Source organism: Thermogemmatispora carboxidivorans (genome assembly GCF_000702505.1).
In the GTDB taxonomy this organism is placed as follows: domain Bacteria; phylum Chloroflexota; class Ktedonobacteria; order Ktedonobacterales; family Ktedonobacteraceae; genus Thermogemmatispora; species Thermogemmatispora carboxidivorans.
In genome coordinates, this window is record NZ_JNIM01000001.1 from 5,019,306 (window position 1) to 5,037,918 (window position 18,613).

Genomic DNA, 18,613 nt, shown 5'->3' on the forward strand with positions numbered 1-18,613 from the left:
GCTCAGCCTACCTTAATAGCATATAGAAGAACTTCGAATTTATCGCTTCTCTCTGGAGAAGTCGCTCACGATTTGAGAAAGCGGCCTTGAACCGATTCTAGTTTAATATGGCCGGCGTTATCGACCATCAGGACGACGACGGCCTTGTTAGCGGGATTTCCGTCCGCTCCGAAGGAGATGACCCCACTTATACCTTGCACTGCCTGCTTCCCCTTGAGTCCGGCCAGGGCCTGCCGCAGCTCTGAGCCGCTGAAGGAGGTTTTCCCCCCGCCACTGCTGAGCAGATGCCGACTGGCCTCCAGCAGTACTAGTGTAGCATCATAGGAGAGGATGGCATCGTTGTCCGGGCGCGTGTAGCCATAGCCAACGTGGCGGCTATTGGCATTAAAGGTCTGCGGGTAGACCGTGAAGAAGGCCGGTTGGGGCAGTGCCAGATAGCTCCACTCGTCGGGATAGGCGAAGGCTGTGAAGTGGAGACGTAAGAAACCGGCTCGGGCGCTGCTCTGATAGCCCTGCAGCTGATAGAGCGCATCGCCGCCCATGACCTGCAGTCCAGCCAGAGAGCCAGTCGTGGGCAGGTTCGTGAGTAGGGTGGCCACATCGCTGGCGTAGCCGGAGAAGTAGACCAAATCGGGACGCCGGATCAGGGCATCTTGCAGCAGTGCTGGCAGATTCGACGGCTTTCCAACGCGATAGCGCTCCTGGACGACAATCGTTCCGCCGTCGGCGATGTAGCGCCGGCTAAAAGCCTCGGCCAGGCTCTGGCTATATGGATCAAGCGGGTCAAGGAAGAGAGCCACGCGCCTGGCTCGCAGGTGCTGATAGGCGTAGTCAGCTCCGACAGTACCTTGTTGCTGGTCCGAGGGACAGACGCGGAAAAAGTACGCCGATTTACCGCTGAGCTGATTGCTGGAGGCGCTAGGCGAGACCATTGGTAGCTGCGCCTGGCTCAGGATGGGCAGCGCAGGTAACATGCGCGAGCTGTATGGCCAGCCCATGACGCCGACTATGGTTTTATCCGCCCTGGCCGCCTGCACAATCTGCTGAGCGATGGCAGCAGCAAAGAGGCTGCTCCCCCCCGAGTTGGCAATCAGCAGACGCACCAGAACCCCTGAGCCAAGTTTGTAGCCGCTGTTGTACTCCTTCTGAGCCAGATAGGCCCCCTGGAGGTTGTCGCGCCCTGTCCCTACTGCGCCGCTGTCGTTCCCGGTGAGAATGGTGGCCACGACCAGGGTGATGTAGGGGCTGCCAGAGGCCAGAACACGCTGATCTTCGAGATAGATCAGGGCTTCGGCATCGTTACTGTCGATATCAAGGGCCGACTGCCAGAGGGCCTCGGCCCCGCTGACGTCACCCTGCTGCAGGCGCCTGGCGGCCTGTTGCTTCAGATCGCCGTCAGGACGCGCGACGTCAAAGGCCACGCTGCCATCGCTGAGGCCAATATAGTCTTTCTGGCCCGTATCGGGATTCACTACGCTGTAGGCTCCAAGGCCCTTCTTAAGGGTCGGCGGCGGGGTAATCGTCCTGCCCTGAGCCTGAGAGTTTGCCGGACCGCTGCGGCTGACCAGGCGCGGCACCAGGAAGACCACAAGGCTGCCGACAATGACTAAGGCGATGACAAGCAGCAGCAGAGCCAGGTAGAGTACTCTCAACGGGAAAGGGCGCCCTCCCTTTCCACCGGCAGCCGCTGGGAAAGGAGTGGGAAAGGGACTGCGTCCACTTGTGCTGGCCGGAGGAACAAAGGTGGCAGCGGCAGCCGACGCCGGAGCAGCCCAGTCGTGCGGCAGTATGCCCCCGCCCTCTGTCGTCTGCATTCCTCCAATGAGACCCGTGGCCTGCGTCGGCTCCTCTGGTTTGACAGGACGAGCACCAGAGATGTAGCCAAAGCGCTGGAAGAGCAGGGCTTCAATATCACGCTGCATGGCGGTGGCGCTCTGGTAGCGCTGATCTGGCTCTGGCTGCAGAGCGTAGAGCAAGATGCGCTCAATCTCCGGCGAGAGCTGCGGATTCAGGCTACACACCGCTGGATAGCTGAAGGGCGCATAGTTGCGCGGGTCACGCCCAGTCAGGAGGTGATGGAGGGTTGCCGCCAGCGCGTAGAGATCAGAACGCGGGTCGGCCCTCCCCTGGTACTGCTCCGGTGGGGCATAGCCGGGGGTACCAAATGCACTTGTCTGCCTGCCCAGAGCACTGCGCACCCCTTCGGCACGGGCGATGCCAAAACCCACCAGATAGGCATGTCCATCGCTGGCGCCAATCACGATCTTGGCCGGCTTGATGTCACAATGGACCACCGGCGGGGTCTGCAGTTCCAGATATGCCAAAATATCGATGATATCGGTAGCATAGATCAGGGCTTCTCGCTCGCCTAGCGGACCCCGGCGCTCTAGCAGCTCTTCCAGGTTCTGGCCCTCGATATACTCCTCGACCATAAAGTAGCGCTCGCCCTCCTGGAAGTGGTCAGTGACGGCGGGGATCAGCGGATGATCCAGATGGGCCAGTAGCGCTACCTCGCGCTTGAACTGCCGAAGCTCTTCCTGGTGTTGCAGGGAATCGCTCGCTTCAGAACGTAGCTCTTTGATGACGACCCGCTTGCCGTTGAGGCGGTGATCGATGGCCAGCAGGGCGGTCCCGCTCTTCCCTCGTCCAAGGAGACGGATGATCTCATAACGCCCCCCCTGCAGGCGCGTACCCGGCATCAAGGGGTCAGGCACAGTCTGGCTACTGGCAGGAGAGCTGCTTCCAGCAAGCACAGGGTGGCCACAAGAGCTGCAAAAGCGCGCCTCGGGGCGATTGGCTGCGCCACAATGAGGACATTCCATAGTTTCGCGCCTGCCTCCTCTGCCCAATGGCAAAGCCTGTTCATCCGAATTGATCGCTGCTGCCCGCACCAATGGGGCGACCGACCGCCTGGCGTTTCAGTAGCCTGCCTTCCAAGCCTCAGCCAGTCGTCCAGCAGGTTGCCACCTCTCTTTTCCTGGCAGAATTGAGGAAGGGCAAAGGTCAGCCAGGAGCACCGGGTGCACACGAGAGAAGGCCTGGCCGGATCAAGCAGATCATCAGCTATCTCCGCTCGCCAGTCCGTCAGTCAGTCAGCCAGCCAGCCAGTACGCTTCTATCAGAGATGTTCTCTATCAGATAGAATACGCATACTGAGGGCGAAAGTTAAAGGCTGCCATGCGCTGACAAAGTCACCCAGCCGGAGCCAGAGAGCCGAGGGCCGGACAGAGCGGCTCTACAAAGAAGAACGATCGGCAGGCGTCCCCTGTTGCAGAGCCGCTCTGGTCGGAGGCCAGGTTGCTATTGGCGCCAGGGCTTGGGTGCAATCCTCAGAGGTAGGAGCTGCCTATTTCAAAAAGTGGCCCTGAATGGACTCCAGCCTGATATGGCCGATATTATCAACCATCAGCACCACTACCGCCTTGTTTTGGGGATTGCCGTCACTGCCGAAGGCAATGGAGCCGCTGATGCCTTGAATGCTGTGCGGACCATTGAGCTGCGTCAGCGCCCGCTGCAGGTCCTGGCCATTGAAGGCTGTCTTGCCGCCGCTGACAAGCAGCTTGCTAGCTTGCAGGAGGGCCAAGGTTGCATCGTAGGCCAGGATGCTGTCCGTGAAGGGTCGGGTATAGCCGTAGCCACTGTGCTGCCCGCTGGCATTGAACACCTGGGCATAGGTCGTAAAGAAGGCCGGCTGGGGCAACCCCAAATAGCTCCATTCGTCAGGGTAGGCGAAAGCCGTGAAATGGAGGCGCAGGAAGCCAGCGCGGGCATTGCTGGGATAGCCTTGCAGCAAATAGAGGCCGTCGCCCCCCATCACTTGTAGATGGGCAAAAGGACCAGAGGTCGGCAGCTTGCTGAGCAACGAGGCAATATCAGCAGAGAAGCCGGCAAAGTAGATCAGGTCAGGCTGATGGGTCAGGGCATCCTGTAACAGGGCCGGCAGAGTCGCCGGTTTGCCGACCGTATACTGCTCGCGGACGACAATGCTGCCGCCATCGCTGCGATAGCGCGTGCTGAAAGCGGTAGCCAGGCTTTGGCTGTAGGCATCGGCAGGGTCGAAGAAGAGGGCCACCCGTCTTGCTTGCAGACGCTGATAGCTGTAATCGGCCCCGATGAGCCCCTGCTGCTGATCAGAGGGGCAGACGCGGAAAAAGTAGGGCGAGCGGCCCGTCAGCAGATCGCTCGAAGCCGTCTCCGAGACCATCGGCAGATGAGCCTGTGCCAGAATGGGGAGAGCATTGAGAGCTCGCGAGCTGTAAGGCCAGCCCATGACGCCCACGATCGTTTTATCGGCCTGGGCTGCCTGGACGATTTGCTGTGCAACTGTGGTAGCAAAGAGGCTGCTGCCTCCGGAGTTGGCGATCAGTAAGCGCACCTGCAGGCCACCACCGAGCTTCCCGCCGCTGTTGTACTCCTTCTGAGCCAGATAGGCCCCTTGCAGATCACCGCGCCCGGCTCCTACTGCCGCGGGATCAGGTCCACTGAGCATGGTGGCGACCACGAGCGTGATATAGGGACTACCCGAGGAGAGGACGCGCTGATCTTCTCGATAGATGAGGGCCTCCGCATCATTTTCATCGACGCTGAGAGCCGATTGCCAGAGAGCAGCAGCCCCGGCGACATCTCCGCTCTGCAGGTGCTGGGCGGCCTGCTGCTTCAGCTTGCCATCGGGACGGCTCGTGTCAAAAGCCGCCCGCCCATCGCTGATACCGATGTAGTCCTTCTGACCTGTCGTTGGATCGATCACCGTATAGGCGCCAAGGCCGTTCTTCAAAGCCGGCGGCGAAGGCGCTACCGGTGGAGAGGCCCCCGGACGTGTAGCTGCCGTCGATCCGTTCTGGCTCACAGCGTGCGGCAGAGCCAGCAAGACGGTCGCTCCCAGGATGACCACTAGCAAGCCGACGGCCACAAGAAGGTGCACTAAAGGGACTTTCCTGCGACCGAGGGAGAGCGGCCTGGAGAGTAACGACTGCTGCCTGTTGAGAGGCTGAGGCCCAGGCCCTACCGACGAGGCAGTTGCAGCGGATGAGGGCGGCGGCAGCAGTTGCGGGCTTTCCGTCTGTGCGCTGGAAGCCGGGGGAGGTGTCTGGGGCAGACCTGGCCATCTCGAAGCGGGCACCGGGCTCTCCATCAGCGAAAGGGGCGTGCTCGGCCCAGCCGCCGCGCCGGGGGCCGGAGGGCTAAAGGGCACACCGAAGCGATGGAGCAAAATGGCGTCGATCTCACGCTTCATCAGGGCAGCATGCTGGTAGCGCTGGCCGGGGTCACGCTGCAGCGCCTGCATCAGCACGCGCTCAGTCTCAGGGGAAATGCCCGGGTGCAGGGTCCGGACAGGAGGATAGCTAAAGGGAGGCTGCTGCCGAGGGTCCCAGCCAGTCAAGAGCTGGTGGAGGGTGGCAGCCAGAGCATAGAGATCCGAGCGATGATCAGCCTGGCCTTGATATTGCTCTGGCGCCGCGTAACCCGGCGTCCCCAGGATGGTCGGGCGCTGACGCAGCCGATTGCGGGCCCGCTGCGCCGTGGGGGGCAGCAGGTTGACCAGGTGAATATCGCCATCTCGCTGGCCAATGACAAGGTTCGTTGGCTTGATGTCTCCATGAAAAATAGATGGTATGTTATTCTCAAGATAATCCAGCAGATCGAGAAGCTCAGAAGCGTAAATGAGCACCTCGCGCTCTGCAAGCGGCCAGGAAGATTGCGCAAGCCGCCTCTCTGCCTGCTCTCCTTCTACGTATTCCTGCACGAGAAAATAGCGCTCTCCCTCTAGAAAATGATCAAGCACTCGTGGCAGGAATGGATGATCAAGGCGTGCCAGCAGGGAGACTTCAAGCCTGAGCTGTTTGAGATCTTGCTCACGGCGCCAGGGGTCAGTGGCCTCAGTGACTAGCTCTTTGATGACCACCCGCCTGCCACTATGCTGCTGATCGTTGGCCAGCACCGCAGCGCCTGCCCCACCCCAACCAAGCACGCGAGAGACGTAATAGCGCCCGCCGTAAAGAAAGCTGCCTGGCGTCAGGGGGCCAGCAACGACGCTGGCTCCATCGGTAGCGGCTTCTCTTGGCAGAGGACCAAAGCAGTGGGCACAGAAGCCAGCCCCAGGGCGAGTCATTGCCCCGCAGTGAGGACATTGCATCGTTCGTGTACCTGCCTTCCTTGCCCGAACATTATGACTGGGCACAAATTGAAGAGAGAGCCAATGCTAACTTTCACTCTCCTCTTATGAGGATTCTCACCTTCTACACCCAATCAGAGACACCGGACACACTGCCTGTTACACGTGTTCAGAACAGACATCTATCCCCTCTAGGAAGAAGTACGTCTCTACCAGGGAGAGATTAACAAGCAGGGAGAAAAGCAGGAGCTTTGTCGGTGAGGCCCAGCTGCAGAATAAAGGGAGCACTGGGGGAGAGGGGAGGAGAAGAGGAAGAAAGCAGCAGCTACCCACGCCACGCGCAGGGGGGCCAGGGCAAAGCGCCAGGAAGAGCAGTCAGCAAGCGGTCAGCCAGGCAGGCAGCTTGCTTTTTTAGCAAAGGAGACTATCTGCTTTCGCCAGCCAGCGCTCAGCCAGGTTGACCCACCTGCGCGCAGCAGAGAGCTATGTCATGGGCAGGTCTTGCCACCCAGAACAAAGATGCCTTAGAGGTGCTGACAGCGCAAGGAGATGATTCCAGGAGCGAAGTGGTTTGCTTTTTTGAGATACTCCTCTTCGTTCCCTTCGATCATCAGCTTGTGCATGACCACCACATCGCCGTCGGGCAGAGGCTCGGCGGGCTGCAGGCACAGCTCCATGATGGGGCAGCCGCGTTCATAGACCTTGACCAGGCCACCGGCACCGGGAATGCGGTAGACGCGATGACTGATCGTGGGGCTAGCCACCTCCAGGTATCCGTACTTAATCAGCTGCTGATACTGGCTCTCCGTCAGCATCTCGCGCAGCAGCGCCTTGGCGCGGCTCTCGGCAGAGAGGCGCTCATTGCGTGAGAGACGCGGCCCGACGCTGTTCCCATCGAAGGATCGGGAGAGATAATAGATGGCCAGCAGCAAAAAGAGCAGCCAGATACCCAGGAAGAGCGTCAGAGTTTCTAACATCGCTGCTTACGCTCCTCGCCGGTTGCGCCGGTTAGCCTCCTACGACGCGCGGCACCATCACGATCTGCTCGGCTGTTCGATCAAACTCATCGATGCGCTGCGCTGGCTTGCCTGGCTCGACCTTAAAGGCCGTGGCACCACGCATACGCTCCTCGCGAAAGATACGTTCGGCCTCGCGCACAGCGGCCAGAGCTTCGGGATCACTGGACTCAACCTTCTGCAGATCCCAGGAGATCCGATCGTCGCCGCGACGGGACATTACCCGTAGCATTCCCAAAGCTAAACTCCTTCTCTGTTTCACAGACAAGCAAGCACACTAGACAAACCGAGCTCACCTGCATTGGCCTACCTTTCTTTGCTTTTCCTCGCCCTTGCACCTCCTCCAGCGCGCTGCCTCAGCCCTTCCTGATCTGACCCCGGGGCAAAGAACAGGAGCCTGATACAGGTTAGAATCAGGATAGCATGCTTTACCAACCTGAGTCAAGGGCTGCATGACTGTACTTTTTCATGTCAGCGTGGGCAGAGTGACGCTGACGGTGGTACCCCTCCCAGGTGTAGATTGCACCGCGATCGTCCCGCCGAGCTGTTCGACCAGGAGGCGCGCGACGCTTAGGCCCAGTCCCAGACCAGCACTGCTGCCCTCCAGAAGTTGCTCGCTGCCAGCGGGCGGCTCGGCTCGATAGAACGGCTCGAAGATGTGGGGCAAGGCTTCGGGCCGGATACCCACGCCGCTATCGGCGATGCTAATGGTCAGGCCCGTCAGGCCAGTGGGCAGGGTGACAGCCGTCGCCTCCAGGCTGACCTGCCCTCCAACTGGGGTATAGGCGAGGGCATTGGCCAGCAGGTTGCGCAGAATCTGGCGCGCGCGCTGGCTGTCGGTCCGTATCGTCCGGTAGTGCATCAGTAGCTCCTGAGCAAGGCTCTTCTCTAGCCGCAGCTGGCGCAGCCGTGCGCTATACTCCAGTTCTTCGACGGCGCTCTCTACCAGCTCTTCCAGGGCAACAACATTGCTGCTCAGGCGTAGCTGGCCACTGCTGGCTCTTAGCCAACAGAGGAGGTTCTCTAGCGAGAGATAGAGTTGCTCACTGCTGGCGCGCGCGCGCTGGAGGTAGTCGCGCGCCTCTTGGGAGAGTTCTGAGCTGCCCGGGGCCGCGCTCCTCTGGAAAGCACTCGCTTCAGCAGTGAGAAGCAGATCGAGAAAGCCGTTGATGCGGTTCAAGGGTGCCCGCAGCTCGTGGGCAATGCGCGCGAGGGGCAAATCGCTCAATGAGAGACCGTCACCCTTTTTGCGCTCCTGTCCACTCTGGAGCTTCCTGCGCTCGCCATCTTTGAAGAGATCGTCTGGCGCGGCGCTGTCTCGCTCATTGCTCATGATCGCTTCCACTCTCGTCTTTCAGCTAAAATAGGGTGTGAGAGTTTTGGCTTGCTGTAGATGTTCCTACGATAGAATTGGCGACCAGGCGCTTTCAGGCAGCGGCGCCAGGCCATTGCGGTTATTATAGCAAAGGCAAGGTGAAGAGGATACGGGCGCCGGCTCCGGGCACGTTCTCGGCCCAGATCCTGCCGCCGTGGGCTTCGACGATGGCGCGGACAATGGCCAGACCCAGGCCGCTGCCCCCAGTGTCGCCGCGGCGGGCCTCATCGGCGCGATAGAAGCGGTCAAAGATGCGCGGCAGGGCCTGGGTGGGAATACCGCTACCGGTATCGGTGACCGCTACAACCATTTGTCGCTCCTGCTGCACGGCGTCGATGACGACCATGCCGCCCGGTGGAGTATGGCGCAGGGCATTGTCGCAGAGGTTGGAGAAGACGCGCGTCAGCATATCGGGATCGGCCTGGATTGGCGGCAGGTTGTAGTCGATGGTGTTGCAGGGTTCGACATTGGCACGTTCAAATTCGGGCGCCAGAACGGCCAGCACTTCATCAACCAGGACGGCCAGACGCACGGGTTTGCGTTGCAGCTGCAGGGCGCCGGCCTCCATCTTGGCCATCATGTGCAGGTCTCTGACAAGGCGACGCAGGCGCAAGGTTTCGCGCACGATGATGCGACCGGTGGCCTCGTAGTCCTCGCGACTGCGGTTGACCCCATCGACGAGCGATTCGCCGAGGCCGGCAATGGCCGTCAGGGGCGTGGCCAGATCATGGGTGATGTTCATGATGAGTTCGCGCCTCCACAGCTCTTGCTTGCGCAGCTCCTCGACGTCGCGCTGCAGTTGGACAGCCATCTCGTTGAAGTTGTGGGCCAGCTCACCCAGTTCACCTTTGGCCTCGGTCTGGACACGTACCTCGTAGTGGCCGCTGGCCAGTTGTCGCGTGGCACGGGTTAGTTTGGCCAGCGGGCGCGTGATGGTGCGTGAGAAGAGGATCGCCGCCAGGGCGGCAATGAGGGCAACGGCGATGGAGGCGATGAGGACGGAGCGACTCAGGGTGGCCACCAGCGGGGGCATGGTGCCCTCCAGGGCGTAGCGCGAGGTGAGAAAGAGGACACCAACGACTGGACCGCTTTGGGAGTCTCCCCCGTAGAAGATGGGCATGACCACGAAAGGACGGGCCGAGCCTGGAGGACCCCCATCGCCTATGTCGGCGACGGTCTGCTGTCCATGCGTGCCCTGGGTGAGGGCCGCGCGCACCCGGGCATAGTTGATCTTGAGATCTGGATCGGTCGAGGCCACCAGCACGGTGGCCAGGGTGGGCCGCCCGCGGATGAGGGCCGGATAGACTGGCTGCAGATGGGTGGTCGCTCGCGGGAGATAGGCATAGACAATGACCAGGGAGTCCTGTCCCTGAGCGCCGCGTACGATGGGAGCCAGGACATCGCTGGCAGCCTCCGCCAGGGTGCGCTGATGGGCCAGCATGTCGCTGCCAATACGCCGGGCACTGCTGCTGGCCAGGTCGGTCAGTTGTTGGCGCTGGTCCAGACCATAGAAGTAGGCCACGGACAACAAAATGATAAGCGCCAGCAGGGCAGTTGCTAGCAGCGCAACAAGCATCGAGCCGAGCGCCAGCCTCCAGCGAATGCTGTGCCACCAGTGCGTACGCATCGTTCTCGCTCCCTTCCTCTCACTTACGCGAGTTACCTCTCACCACGCACCGTCTGACTGACCCTGTCAGTGCAGCCTTTTCCGCTTACTGCGACTTGCCATTAGCGGGTCAGTGGCGCAGGTGTCTAGCGTGCTCCTTTGAGAGCGCCAGCAGCGTCAAATTTGTAGCCCACACGCCAGACGGTCTTGATGTAGCGCCTCTCAGCATTGGTTTCGATCTTCTTGCGGAGGGCGCTGATGTGGACGTCGATGATGTGACCATCCCCCAGGTAGTCGTAGCCCCAGACTTTGTTCATGAGCACCTCGCGGGTAAAGACGCGATCGGGCGAGCGCGCCAGCAGGGCCAGCAGGTCGAACTCGGTCGGCGTGAGGGCGACTTCGCGCCCGTCAACTTCAACGCGTCGCGCAGGCAGATCAATGGTCAGACCAGGAAAGCGCAGCACTTCGCTTTCGCGCTTCTCCTGACCACCATTGCCCTCGCCACCGCCTCCGCTGGTGCGACGCAGGATGGCCCGCACACGACTGACCAGCTCACGCGGGCTGAAGGGCTTGACCAGATAATCGTCGGCTCCGAGGTCCAGGCCCCGAATGCGATCGTCTTCGTCACCACGGGCCGTCAGGATGAGAATAGGCGTCGAGGACCAGGAACGAATGCGACGGCAGACTTCGAAGCCGTCCAGCCCCGGCAGCATGATGTCGAGAATGACCAGGTCGGGCTTCTCGCGGGCGTGGAGGGCCAACCCATCCGCTGCATCGTGGGCCGCGACGACACTGTAGCCCGCATCTTTGAGGTACAGATTCAGTAAATGGATGATACCCTCTTCGTCTTCTATGATGAGGATTTTCTGTGCCATTGCTCGCTGCTGCGCGCTCCGCTCTCAGCTGGCCGCCTCGCTCCCACCCGGTTTGCCCCACCCAGGGGAACGGACCGGGAGCGCCCGGGTCGGCGACGCGCCGGAACGCGCGACCTCCTGTCCGTTAGATAATAGTATCATACGCTCTTCCTGCCAGCCGGCCCTTGAGCTGGCAGTTCCCTTCCTCGCTGCCAATCTTGAGCAAATCTTGAGCTTCTCATTGAGGACTTCTTTATTTCTGAGCGCTATGATACTTAGCGCCAGGGAGAGCGAGCGGATGTCAGAGAAAGTGGATGGCGCTCGCTCCCTTCCTCAGTGCCCTATGCGCTGAGCATGTCTGTCTTGTTTGTGCTCAGGAGAACTCTGTTAAAGGATCTACTCTTGAAAGAGCGAGAAGAAAAAGGAGCGATGTCGCTATGAAGCATATGAAAAAGGCGTTCTTGATCGGCGGTGGCGCTTTGCTCTTGCTGCTGTGTATGGTTTTCGGCGCCCTCTTTGCCAGGCCGCTGCTGGCCAGCGCGACCGGCCAGAGCGGCAGTCCGCAGGCAACGGCGACGCCGGCTGCGACCAGCAAGACCGGAGCCTATTGTCAGCAGTGGCTCAAGGATCTGGCGAACCGTCTGCATGTTTCGGTCGCGACGCTGCGCCAGGATAGCACCGCTGCCCTCAGCGATGTTCTTGACCAGATGGTCAAGGATGGCAAGCTGACGCAGAGCGAGGCCACGGCCATCAAGCAGCGTCTGGCCGCTCATCCGGGCTGCAGCGGCGTGCTCAAAGGCGCGACGCGGCTCGCCATCCGCCAGCAGCTGAAGCCTTACCTGCCCGATCTGGAGAACCAGATCGCTCAGGGTCTGCATCTGAGTGCTGATCAGCTCAAAGCGCAGCTGCAGGCAGGCAAGACGCTCAAGCAGATTGCTGATGCCCAGCACATTTCGGCCAGCCAGCTCCATACGATTGTCCTCAATGCCATCGAGCATGAGCTGGATCGCGCGGCCCAGGCCGGCACCATTACCCAGCAGCAGGCGAGCGCTATCAAGCAGTACCTGCAGAAGCACCCGGTGCTGATTACCCGGCTGGTCAACCGCCACTTTAAGTCTGGTACGCTCTAGTTTCCTCCTTTCCTGTCTCATGGTCTGATCGCGTCATAATGCTGGCGCTGCCAGCAGACAGGAGGGGTCGGGCGCAGGTCCTCAGATCTGCTGGCCCGACCCCTTTTGTGCTGCCTGCTAGGAGGAGGCTCCTGACTGGCCACTCTGGTCAAGCTTGCGACGACGCTCCAGTTCGCGTAGCTCGACGCGGCGGATCTTGCCGGAAATGGTCTTGGGGAGCGTCTCGACAAATTCGATCTCGCGCGGATACTTGTAGGGCGCGGTGACGCGGCGGACATGCTCCTGCAGCTCGCTGGCCAGCTCGGGCGAGGGGCTGTAGCCCGGAGCGAGCACGACAAAGGCTTTGACGATCTGCCCTCGGACCTCATCAGGGCTGCCAACGACTGCAGACTCAGCGACAGCAGGATGCTCCTTGAGAGCGCTTTCAACTTCGAATGGCCCAATGCGATAGCCGGCGCTGATGATGACGTCGTCGGCTCTGCCCACAAACCAGAGATAGCCGTCTTCGTCGCGATAGGCGCGGTCGCCGGTGATGTACCAGTCGCCGCGGATGGAGGCCGCGGTTGCTTCGGGATTGCGCCAGTACTCCTGGAAGAGCCAGCGCGGGCGCTCGGGCTTGATACGCACGGCGATATCACCTTCAGCACCAGGAGGCAGCTCGTTGCCTTCGTGATCGATGACGGCCACGTCGAAGCCAGGCGAGGGCTTGCCCATCGAACCAGGTCTGACCTCCAAGGGCGGAAAGTTGCCGCAGAGCAGGACGGTCTCGGTCTGTCCGTAGCCGTCGCGGATGGTCATGCCGGTCGCTTCCTGCCATTGACGAATGACCTCGGGGTTCAATGGCTCGCCCGCTCCGACGCAGTGGCGCAGGGCGCGGGGTGAGTGCTCCTTGAGATAGGTGAGCGGCTCCTCCAGGACCAGCATGCGGTAAGCGGTGGGTGGAGCACAAAGGACGGTGATCGGGTAGCGATGGAGCAGCTCCAGGGTCTCCAGGGGATTGAATTTGCCACGGGCGTCCTGGACGAAGACAGCAGTGCCCATGACCCAGGGACCAAAGAAGTTGCTCCAGGCCCATTTGGCCCAGCCGGTTTCACTGAGGTTCCAGAGCAGGTCGTCCTCATGCAGGTCGAGCCAGTATTTGCCGGTGATGGTGTGGCCGAGCGGGTAGCTGGCCTGGGTGTGCAGAACCATCTTGGGATAGCCGACAGTGCCCGAGGTGAAGTAGACCAGACAGGGGTCGTCGCTGCGCGTTTTGGGACCGCTGAAATCGGGAGAGGCTGCCGCTACGATTTCGCGATAGCTGGTCCAGCCGGGACGAGCCTCGCCATCGACTAGGATGGCCTGCTTGACGGTGGGACACTGCCCTCGTACCTGATCAAATTTCTCTGCCCCTTCGCGGTCGGTGATCAGGCCCTGGGCTTCGGCTACTTCGGCGCGATATTGGAGATCTTTGCTGGTGAGCAGCGTGGTGCAGGGAATAAAGATGACACCAAGCTTCATCAGGCCCAGCACACTTTCCCACCATTCGGGCAGGCGCGGCAGCATGACCAACACGCGATCGCCTTTTTTGAGGCCAAGGGCGGCAAAGGCGTTGGCGGCCCGACTGGAGCGCTCGGCAAATTCGGCAAAGGTGATCTGCCGCTCTTCTCCCTGCTGACCGAGCCAGTGGACGGCAATTTTCCGGGGATCTTGCGCCCATTTGCCAATGATGTCGACGGCGAAGTTGAAATACTCGGGGACATCGATGTGGAAGGCACGCCGCTCGACTTCGTAGTCGACCATGTTGGGGGTTCGCGAGACGGTCATTGTGAAGCCTCCTTTGTGCTGTAGAGCGCTCCTCTGACGGCGTTGTCAGAGGCGTGGGCTAGTGCGAAACGCTTGTGCTCTCTTTTCCTATGATACCATACGTCCGGCGAGCGGATATAATAAAACCTGATCTGTATTGATGGGGCTGATCCCTAGCCTCTTCATCTGGCGTATCAGTCAGCGATAACCAGGAGGCACTTTGCAACTCTTTGTCTTTTTTACTCCCCAGGCGATTTTGCCCGAGCGGGCCCAGGCCGGCGATGTCTATATTGTGATCGATCTGATTCGCGCAACGACGACGATGACAGTGATGTTGGAGCGCGGAGCCAGGCGCGTGTTGGTGGCTGAGTCGATTGAACAGGCGCAGGCCGGCGCCGCTTACCGCCCCGGTCGCGCCCTCTGCGGCGAGCGCAATGTGCGCCGCATTCCCGGCTTCGATTATGGGAATTCGCCGCGCGAGTTCGCTCAATTGGATCTGGCGGGTCGCGAGCTGATTTTGACGACGACGAATGGTACTCGTGCTTTCCATGCCTGCCCGCCTGAGACGATTCGCTTGGCTGGCTGTTTTCGAAATGCTCATGCGGTGACTTCGGCGGCTCTGCGGCTGGCTCGCTCCCACGATCGCGATATTGCTCTGGTCTGCGCAGGCGAGTTCGGTTATTTTGCTCTTGATGATGCGGTCTGTGCTGGCTACCTGGCCGCCGAGCTGCTGCGCCTGGCCGGCCACGCTCTGCACCCTCACGGCAGTGTTCTGGCCGCCATCGCCATCTATGAGACCTATAAGCCGCCACGCCTGCTGGAGCACAGCGAGTCGGCTTTGACGGTCGTGAAGGCCGGTGTGATCGATGATCCTCCTTTCTGCGTGGAGATCGATCAGAGCATGGTCGTGCCAGCAGTCTCCGGTCGTGAGGAGGAAACGGGCCTGCTGATCCTTGAGCCGCTCTCTCTCTGAGACCTCTCCCCCGCTGGGTGAAACGGCAGCAGCAGGCTCCGCTCTCCCAGCGGTCTCCCACTCCGGGTCGCTCTCTGGCCTCATCTGCCCAGGCATGGGGCAGGCCGAATGGCGGCCCGGGGTCCTGTGGGAAACCAGTACTTCTACTGAGGTCGCTCCCTGCCTACTCCCTCGGCTTAGGCTTCTGGCACTCGCTCAAGCCACTTCTCACCGCTTCCGAAGCCTTACCACCCCCCCCTCTCTCTCGCTTCAGCCCTCTGAGGCCGGCTGACACTCTCTCGGGACTTGATCCGTGTAAAAGGTGATATCGGTAGAGACTCAACAGCGATCGGAGTATCTTCAACGGTAGAGGAAACATCCTCGTTATTGCCTACAAGGTAGCTTTAGCGAGAGGAGGAGAAATTACATATGGTAACGGGTTTTGTTCTGGCGAGCGTGCTGGGCACGCTATGGGCCTGGATTGTCTGGATCATCATCGGTGGCTTAGCTGGGGCGATCGCCGACCGCCTGGTGCAGGGCGATCAGCTCGGCATCCTGGGCAACATTATCGTCGGCATCATTGGCGGTCTTCTGGGCGGTGCCATTCTGGGCGCCCTCGGCATTACGGTCAGTGGCATCTTCTGGACATTTGTCACCGCTCTACTAGGCGCGATTATTCTGCTGGTCATTGTCAAGGCCGTGACTGGCGGACGGGGCCTTGGTGGCAAGCGCCCCACCGTCTAATGGCCTCTTGCTCTTCGTCTCCTTGCCTCGGCAGACTTCCAGGTCGAGGCACAACAGTCTCTCTTCTGCGGGCTAGCCACAGATGCTAGCCCGCTTTTTTTCTTGAGAGACTGATCTCGCTCAGATGGTCTGCTCCTCGGCTGTGCGCTGAAACTGCTCGGCGTAGAGGCGGGCGTAGAGTCCCTGACGCTGTAGCAGCTCTTGATGGGTGCCGCGCTCGACAATCTCTCCTCGATCCAGGACGAGAATGGTGTCGGCGGAGAGGATGGTCGAGAGCCGATGCGCAATGGCCAGCGTGGTGCGCCGGTGCATGAGCGGCTCCAGGGCGGCCTGAATGAGGCGCTCGGAGTGGGTGTCGAGGGCACTGGTGGCTTCGTCCAGGATCAAGATGCGTGGATCTTTGAGGATGACGCGCGCAATGGCGATGCGCTGCTTCTCACCGCCAGAGAGCTTGTAGCCGCGCTCTCCGACCAGGGTGTCGTAGCCATCCTCTAGCTCCATGATGCGATCGTGAATGGCTGCCGCCCTGGCGGCAGCGATCATCTCTTCTTCGCTGGCTTCGGGCCGCGCATAGAGCAGGTTTTCGCGAATGGTGGCATTGAAGAGGTAGGTCTCCTGGGTGACCATGCCGATCAGTTCGCTCAGGGATTGCTGGGCAATGGTGCGCACATCGTGGCCATCGATGCGGACGCTGCCTTCGTCCACATCGTAGAGACGGGCCAGCAGATAGGTGATAGTGGTCTTGCCGGCTCCGCTTGGCCCTACGAGGGCCACCAGCTGCCCCGGCTCGATAGTGAAGGAGATATGGCTGAGCGCCGGACGCTCCTCGGCGAGGTTCGTCTCTGCAGCCAGCGAGGCCACGCTACCGTTGCGCTTCTCGTTTGCCTCTCCTGGTTCGGCTCCGGCTGTCTCCCACGGCGCTTCTTCCTTGCGGTAGCTGAAGGAGACGTTTTCAAAGCTGATGGCGCCCCGCACCTCCTCGGGCTTGAGCCGGAGGGCATCGGGCCGGTCTGCTATTTCGATCGGCAGATCGAGATACTCGAAGATACGATCGAAGAGGGCCAGAGCGCCCTGGATGTCTACTTGAATGTTGAGCAGCTGGCCAACTGGGAAAAAGAGTCGGCTCTGTAGGGTGGTGAAGGCGACGATGGCTCCCAGGGTAATGGCCTGCCGTGGGTCGAAAATGGCTTGCAAGCCGGCTACCAGGTAGACGACCGCCGGGGTGATCGAGAAGAAGGTGCCGACGAACATGAAAAACCAGCGCCCGATCATTTGCTGGCGAATTTCCAGGTCGGAAAGACGCTGGTTCTCCTCTTCAAAGCGCTGCTGGGCCAGCTTCTGCCGGCCAAAGGTCTTGATGAGCAGGATGCCGCTGACAGAGAGGGTCTCTTGCATGAGGGCACTGAGGGAGGCCATGCTCTTCTGCGTCTCTTTACTCGTCAGGCGGCGGACGTTGCCGACTTTGTAGGTGATCCAGAGGAAGAGCGGCAGTAGCCCCAGCGAGATGATGGTCAGCAACGGGCTGATGATGGCCATAGCAATGATGGTTGAGAGGGCCGTGGAGATGTTGGCAACGATGCTGGTGGCAGTGCCCGTGACGACGTTTTCTACGCCGCCGACGTCGTTGGCAAGCCGCGACTGAATTTCTCCAGTGCGGGTGGCCGTGAAGAAGCGCAGCGACATCTGCTGCAGATGAGCATAGAGGCGGTTGCGAAAGTCACGCATGACGCGCTGCCCAACCAGGTTGCTGAGATAGCTCTGGCCTACGCCGATGACTCCGCTGACAACAGGGGTGATGAGCATGATGCTGACGAAGATGATGAGCAGCGTGAGGTCACGCTTGCCTATGGCATCATCAAAGATGAAGCGGATCATCAGGGGGTTGATCAATCCCAGCAGGGTCGTCAGGATAATGGCTATGAGCATGAGGGCCACTTGCCCTCGATAAGGCCGGAAGGCCGCGATGACTCGACCGAGCGTTCGCCGATCGGTCTTGCGCCCTGTGCGCCGCTGCTCGTCAAGATAGGTCTGCAGACCTCCGTCCATGCTGTGACCGTGTGCTGCCATCGTTGTCGCTGCTCCTTGTTTGCTCCTCTGGTCGAAGTGGTGTGCTGAGAATAGGCAGCCTGCCCCCGCCTTGCATCGCTCCCCACCCGCCACCTTGCTGCATTGGGAGAGTATAGCACAGGGCCAGAGCACCGACACTGGTCAGGAGAACAGTTCTGTTTGTCTGGACGGCCAGTCTCTGTTGCCTTGTTTGAGTTTGCAATGCTGTTGCTTATCTTGTGTATCATTACACAAGCTAACAAAAGGACCTGATAAAAGGTCCTTTTGTTTTCTTGATACCCTCCTTTTGTTTGATAGAATCGTGCCAGGTTCGTCTATATAGTAGCAACATGAAGGCTGGCCAGGACGAGACGGCCCGCTTCCTCTGATCAGTGCCTGCTTGCCATGACCGCCTCGCCCTGGCTGCCTGTTGCTCCTTAGCACAAGCAAGGAAGATCCCGACGGGAACAAAGGCGTGAGCCGCTGCTCGCCCACTGATCAGAGACAGGCAGACGGGTAGGAGCAGAGGCACCAGCAGTGGCAGAAGGAAGGACGTGGTATATGGCGAGGAGGGAAGCGACCCCTGATGTATGTCGAGATGGCCCGCGCCGCGCTGAAACTGGCGCGGGTCGGTCAGAGCTGCAGCGTTGTGCAGCAGCCTGATCGGCGGCTCTGGGTCAGAGAGCTGGCCGCTTCCCAAGAGCGGCAGTAGAGAAGGCGGCCAGAGGGAGGACCAGAGCCAGAATCTATCTCCAGGCCCAGCAATCGGGCTTTTTCCTGGTCTTTTCGGCAGGTAGCCAGACCTGGCCATCTCATTTATGAACGCAATTTTTTGCATTGATTACTTTGATGCATTGTTGTTCCCCGCTTGCACCAAGCCGGGGTTGTGGTTGGATGATTTGCTCTCAGCTGAGGGCAGCCTTGGGCCGGCCCAGGCGTTGGGTTCAGCGTTTGAGCGCTTTCCCAATGTCTCAGCTCAGCTTGTACCTCTCT

At 60.4% G+C, this 18,613-nt stretch carries 13 protein-coding genes; 4 read left to right on the forward strand and 9 right to left on the reverse strand.

Annotated features, from left to right (window positions below; all coding sequences use genetic code 11):
- Positions 1-65: 65 nt before the first annotated feature.
- From N688_RS19805 to N688_RS19835, 7 genes are all read right to left on the reverse strand, one after another.
- Entirely contained in the window at positions 66-2,822 is a 2,757-nt protein-coding gene (locus N688_RS19805; RefSeq protein WP_052890894.1) for a protein kinase domain-containing protein, read from the reverse strand.
- A 524-nt stretch (positions 2,823-3,346) separates the two neighbouring features.
- The gene (locus tag N688_RS19810) at positions 3,347-6,133 is read right to left on the reverse strand and encodes a protein kinase domain-containing protein (RefSeq protein WP_052890895.1); all 2,787 of its coding nucleotides are present in this window, start codon (positions 6,131-6,133) and stop codon (positions 3,347-3,349) included.
- Positions 6,134-6,636: 503 nt separating this feature from the next.
- Complete coding sequence (locus N688_RS19815) at positions 6,637-7,089, reverse strand: hypothetical protein (RefSeq protein WP_052890896.1); 453 nt, start codon at positions 7,087-7,089, stop codon at positions 6,637-6,639.
- 31 nt (positions 7,090-7,120) lie between these two features.
- Positions 7,121-7,360 (reverse strand): hypothetical protein, encoded by a 240-nt coding sequence (locus N688_RS19820; RefSeq protein ID WP_202901976.1) that lies wholly within the window; start codon positions 7,358-7,360, stop codon positions 7,121-7,123.
- A gap of 234 nt (positions 7,361-7,594) precedes the next feature.
- On the reverse strand, positions 7,595-8,461 hold the full coding sequence (locus N688_RS19825) for a sensor histidine kinase (protein ID WP_052890898.1): 867 nt from the start codon (positions 8,459-8,461) through the stop codon (positions 7,595-7,597).
- Between the two features lie 124 nt (positions 8,462-8,585).
- Positions 8,586-10,130, reverse strand: a complete 1,545-nt coding sequence (locus N688_RS19830) for a sensor histidine kinase (protein WP_052890899.1) — start codon at positions 10,128-10,130, stop codon at positions 8,586-8,588.
- A 125-nt stretch (positions 10,131-10,255) separates the two neighbouring features.
- The gene (locus N688_RS19835) at positions 10,256-10,984 is read right to left on the reverse strand and encodes a response regulator transcription factor (protein ID WP_052890900.1); all 729 of its coding nucleotides are present in this window, start codon (positions 10,982-10,984) and stop codon (positions 10,256-10,258) included.
- Positions 10,985-11,400: 416 nt separating this feature from the next.
- Between N688_RS19835 and N688_RS19840 the strand changes: the two genes are divergently transcribed.
- On the forward strand, positions 11,401-12,093 hold the full coding sequence (locus N688_RS19840) for a hypothetical protein (RefSeq protein WP_052890901.1): 693 nt from the start codon (positions 11,401-11,403) through the stop codon (positions 12,091-12,093).
- A 117-nt stretch (positions 12,094-12,210) separates the two neighbouring features.
- Here the strand turns inward: N688_RS19840 and N688_RS19845 are convergent, their stop codons facing one another.
- Positions 12,211-13,899, reverse strand: coding sequence for an AMP-binding protein (locus N688_RS19845; RefSeq protein WP_052890902.1), 1,689 nt, complete (start codon positions 13,897-13,899; stop codon positions 12,211-12,213).
- 199 nt (positions 13,900-14,098) lie between these two features.
- Between N688_RS19845 and N688_RS19850 the strand changes: the two genes are divergently transcribed.
- Together N688_RS19850 and N688_RS19855 are read left to right on the forward strand one after the other, a co-directional pair.
- Positions 14,099-14,851 (forward strand): 2-phosphosulfolactate phosphatase, encoded by a 753-nt coding sequence (locus N688_RS19850; RefSeq protein ID WP_052890903.1) that lies wholly within the window; start codon positions 14,099-14,101, stop codon positions 14,849-14,851.
- Positions 14,852-15,259: 408 nt separating this feature from the next.
- Positions 15,260-15,574: a GlsB/YeaQ/YmgE family stress response membrane protein gene (locus N688_RS19855; protein WP_052890904.1), complete on the forward strand. Its 315-nt coding sequence runs from the start codon at positions 15,260-15,262 to the stop codon at positions 15,572-15,574.
- Between the two features lie 120 nt (positions 15,575-15,694).
- On the opposite strand, the gene N688_RS19860 is transcribed toward N688_RS19855, so the two are convergent.
- Positions 15,695-17,641, reverse strand: coding sequence for an ABC transporter ATP-binding protein (locus N688_RS19860; RefSeq protein ID WP_052890905.1), 1,947 nt, complete (start codon positions 17,639-17,641; stop codon positions 15,695-15,697).
- 565 nt (positions 17,642-18,206) lie between these two features.
- Between N688_RS19860 and N688_RS23855 the strand changes: the two genes are divergently transcribed.
- Positions 18,207-18,332, forward strand: a complete 126-nt coding sequence (locus N688_RS23855; RefSeq protein WP_272945049.1) for a hypothetical protein — start codon at positions 18,207-18,209, stop codon at positions 18,330-18,332.
- Positions 18,333-18,613 lie beyond the last annotated feature (281 nt).

Bases quoted from the DNA above. Each gene is read 5' to 3' on its own strand.
- N688_RS19805 (WP_052890894.1), bottom strand. From the start codon at position 2,822: ATGGAATGTCCTCATTGTGGCGCAGCCAATCGCCCCGAGGCGCGCTTT.
- N688_RS19810 (WP_052890895.1), bottom strand. From the start codon at position 6,133: ATGCAATGTCCTCACTGCGGGGCAATGACTCGCCCTGGGGCTGGCTTC.
- N688_RS19815 (WP_052890896.1), bottom strand. From the start codon at position 7,089: ATGTTAGAAACTCTGACGCTCTTCCTGGGTATCTGGCTGCTCTTTTTG.
- N688_RS19820 (WP_202901976.1), bottom strand. From the start codon at position 7,360: ATGCTACGGGTAATGTCCCGTCGCGGCGACGATCGGATCTCCTGGGAT.
- N688_RS19825 (WP_052890898.1), bottom strand. From the start codon at position 8,461: ATGAGCAATGAGCGAGACAGCGCCGCGCCAGACGATCTCTTCAAAGAT.
- N688_RS19830 (WP_052890899.1), bottom strand. From the start codon at position 10,130: ATGCGTACGCACTGGTGGCACAGCATTCGCTGGAGGCTGGCGCTCGGC.
- N688_RS19835 (WP_052890900.1), bottom strand. From the start codon at position 10,984: ATGGCACAGAAAATCCTCATCATAGAAGACGAAGAGGGTATCATCCAT.
- N688_RS19840 (WP_052890901.1), top strand. From the start codon at position 11,401: ATGAAGCATATGAAAAAGGCGTTCTTGATCGGCGGTGGCGCTTTGCTC.
- N688_RS19845 (WP_052890902.1), bottom strand. From the start codon at position 13,899: ATGACCGTCTCGCGAACCCCCAACATGGTCGACTACGAAGTCGAGCGG.
- N688_RS19855 (WP_052890904.1), top strand. From the start codon at position 15,260: ATGGTAACGGGTTTTGTTCTGGCGAGCGTGCTGGGCACGCTATGGGCC.
- N688_RS19860 (WP_052890905.1), bottom strand. From the start codon at position 17,641: ATGGCAGCACACGGTCACAGCATGGACGGAGGTCTGCAGACCTATCTT.
- N688_RS23855 (WP_272945049.1), top strand. From the start codon at position 18,207: ATGTATGTCGAGATGGCCCGCGCCGCGCTGAAACTGGCGCGGGTCGGT.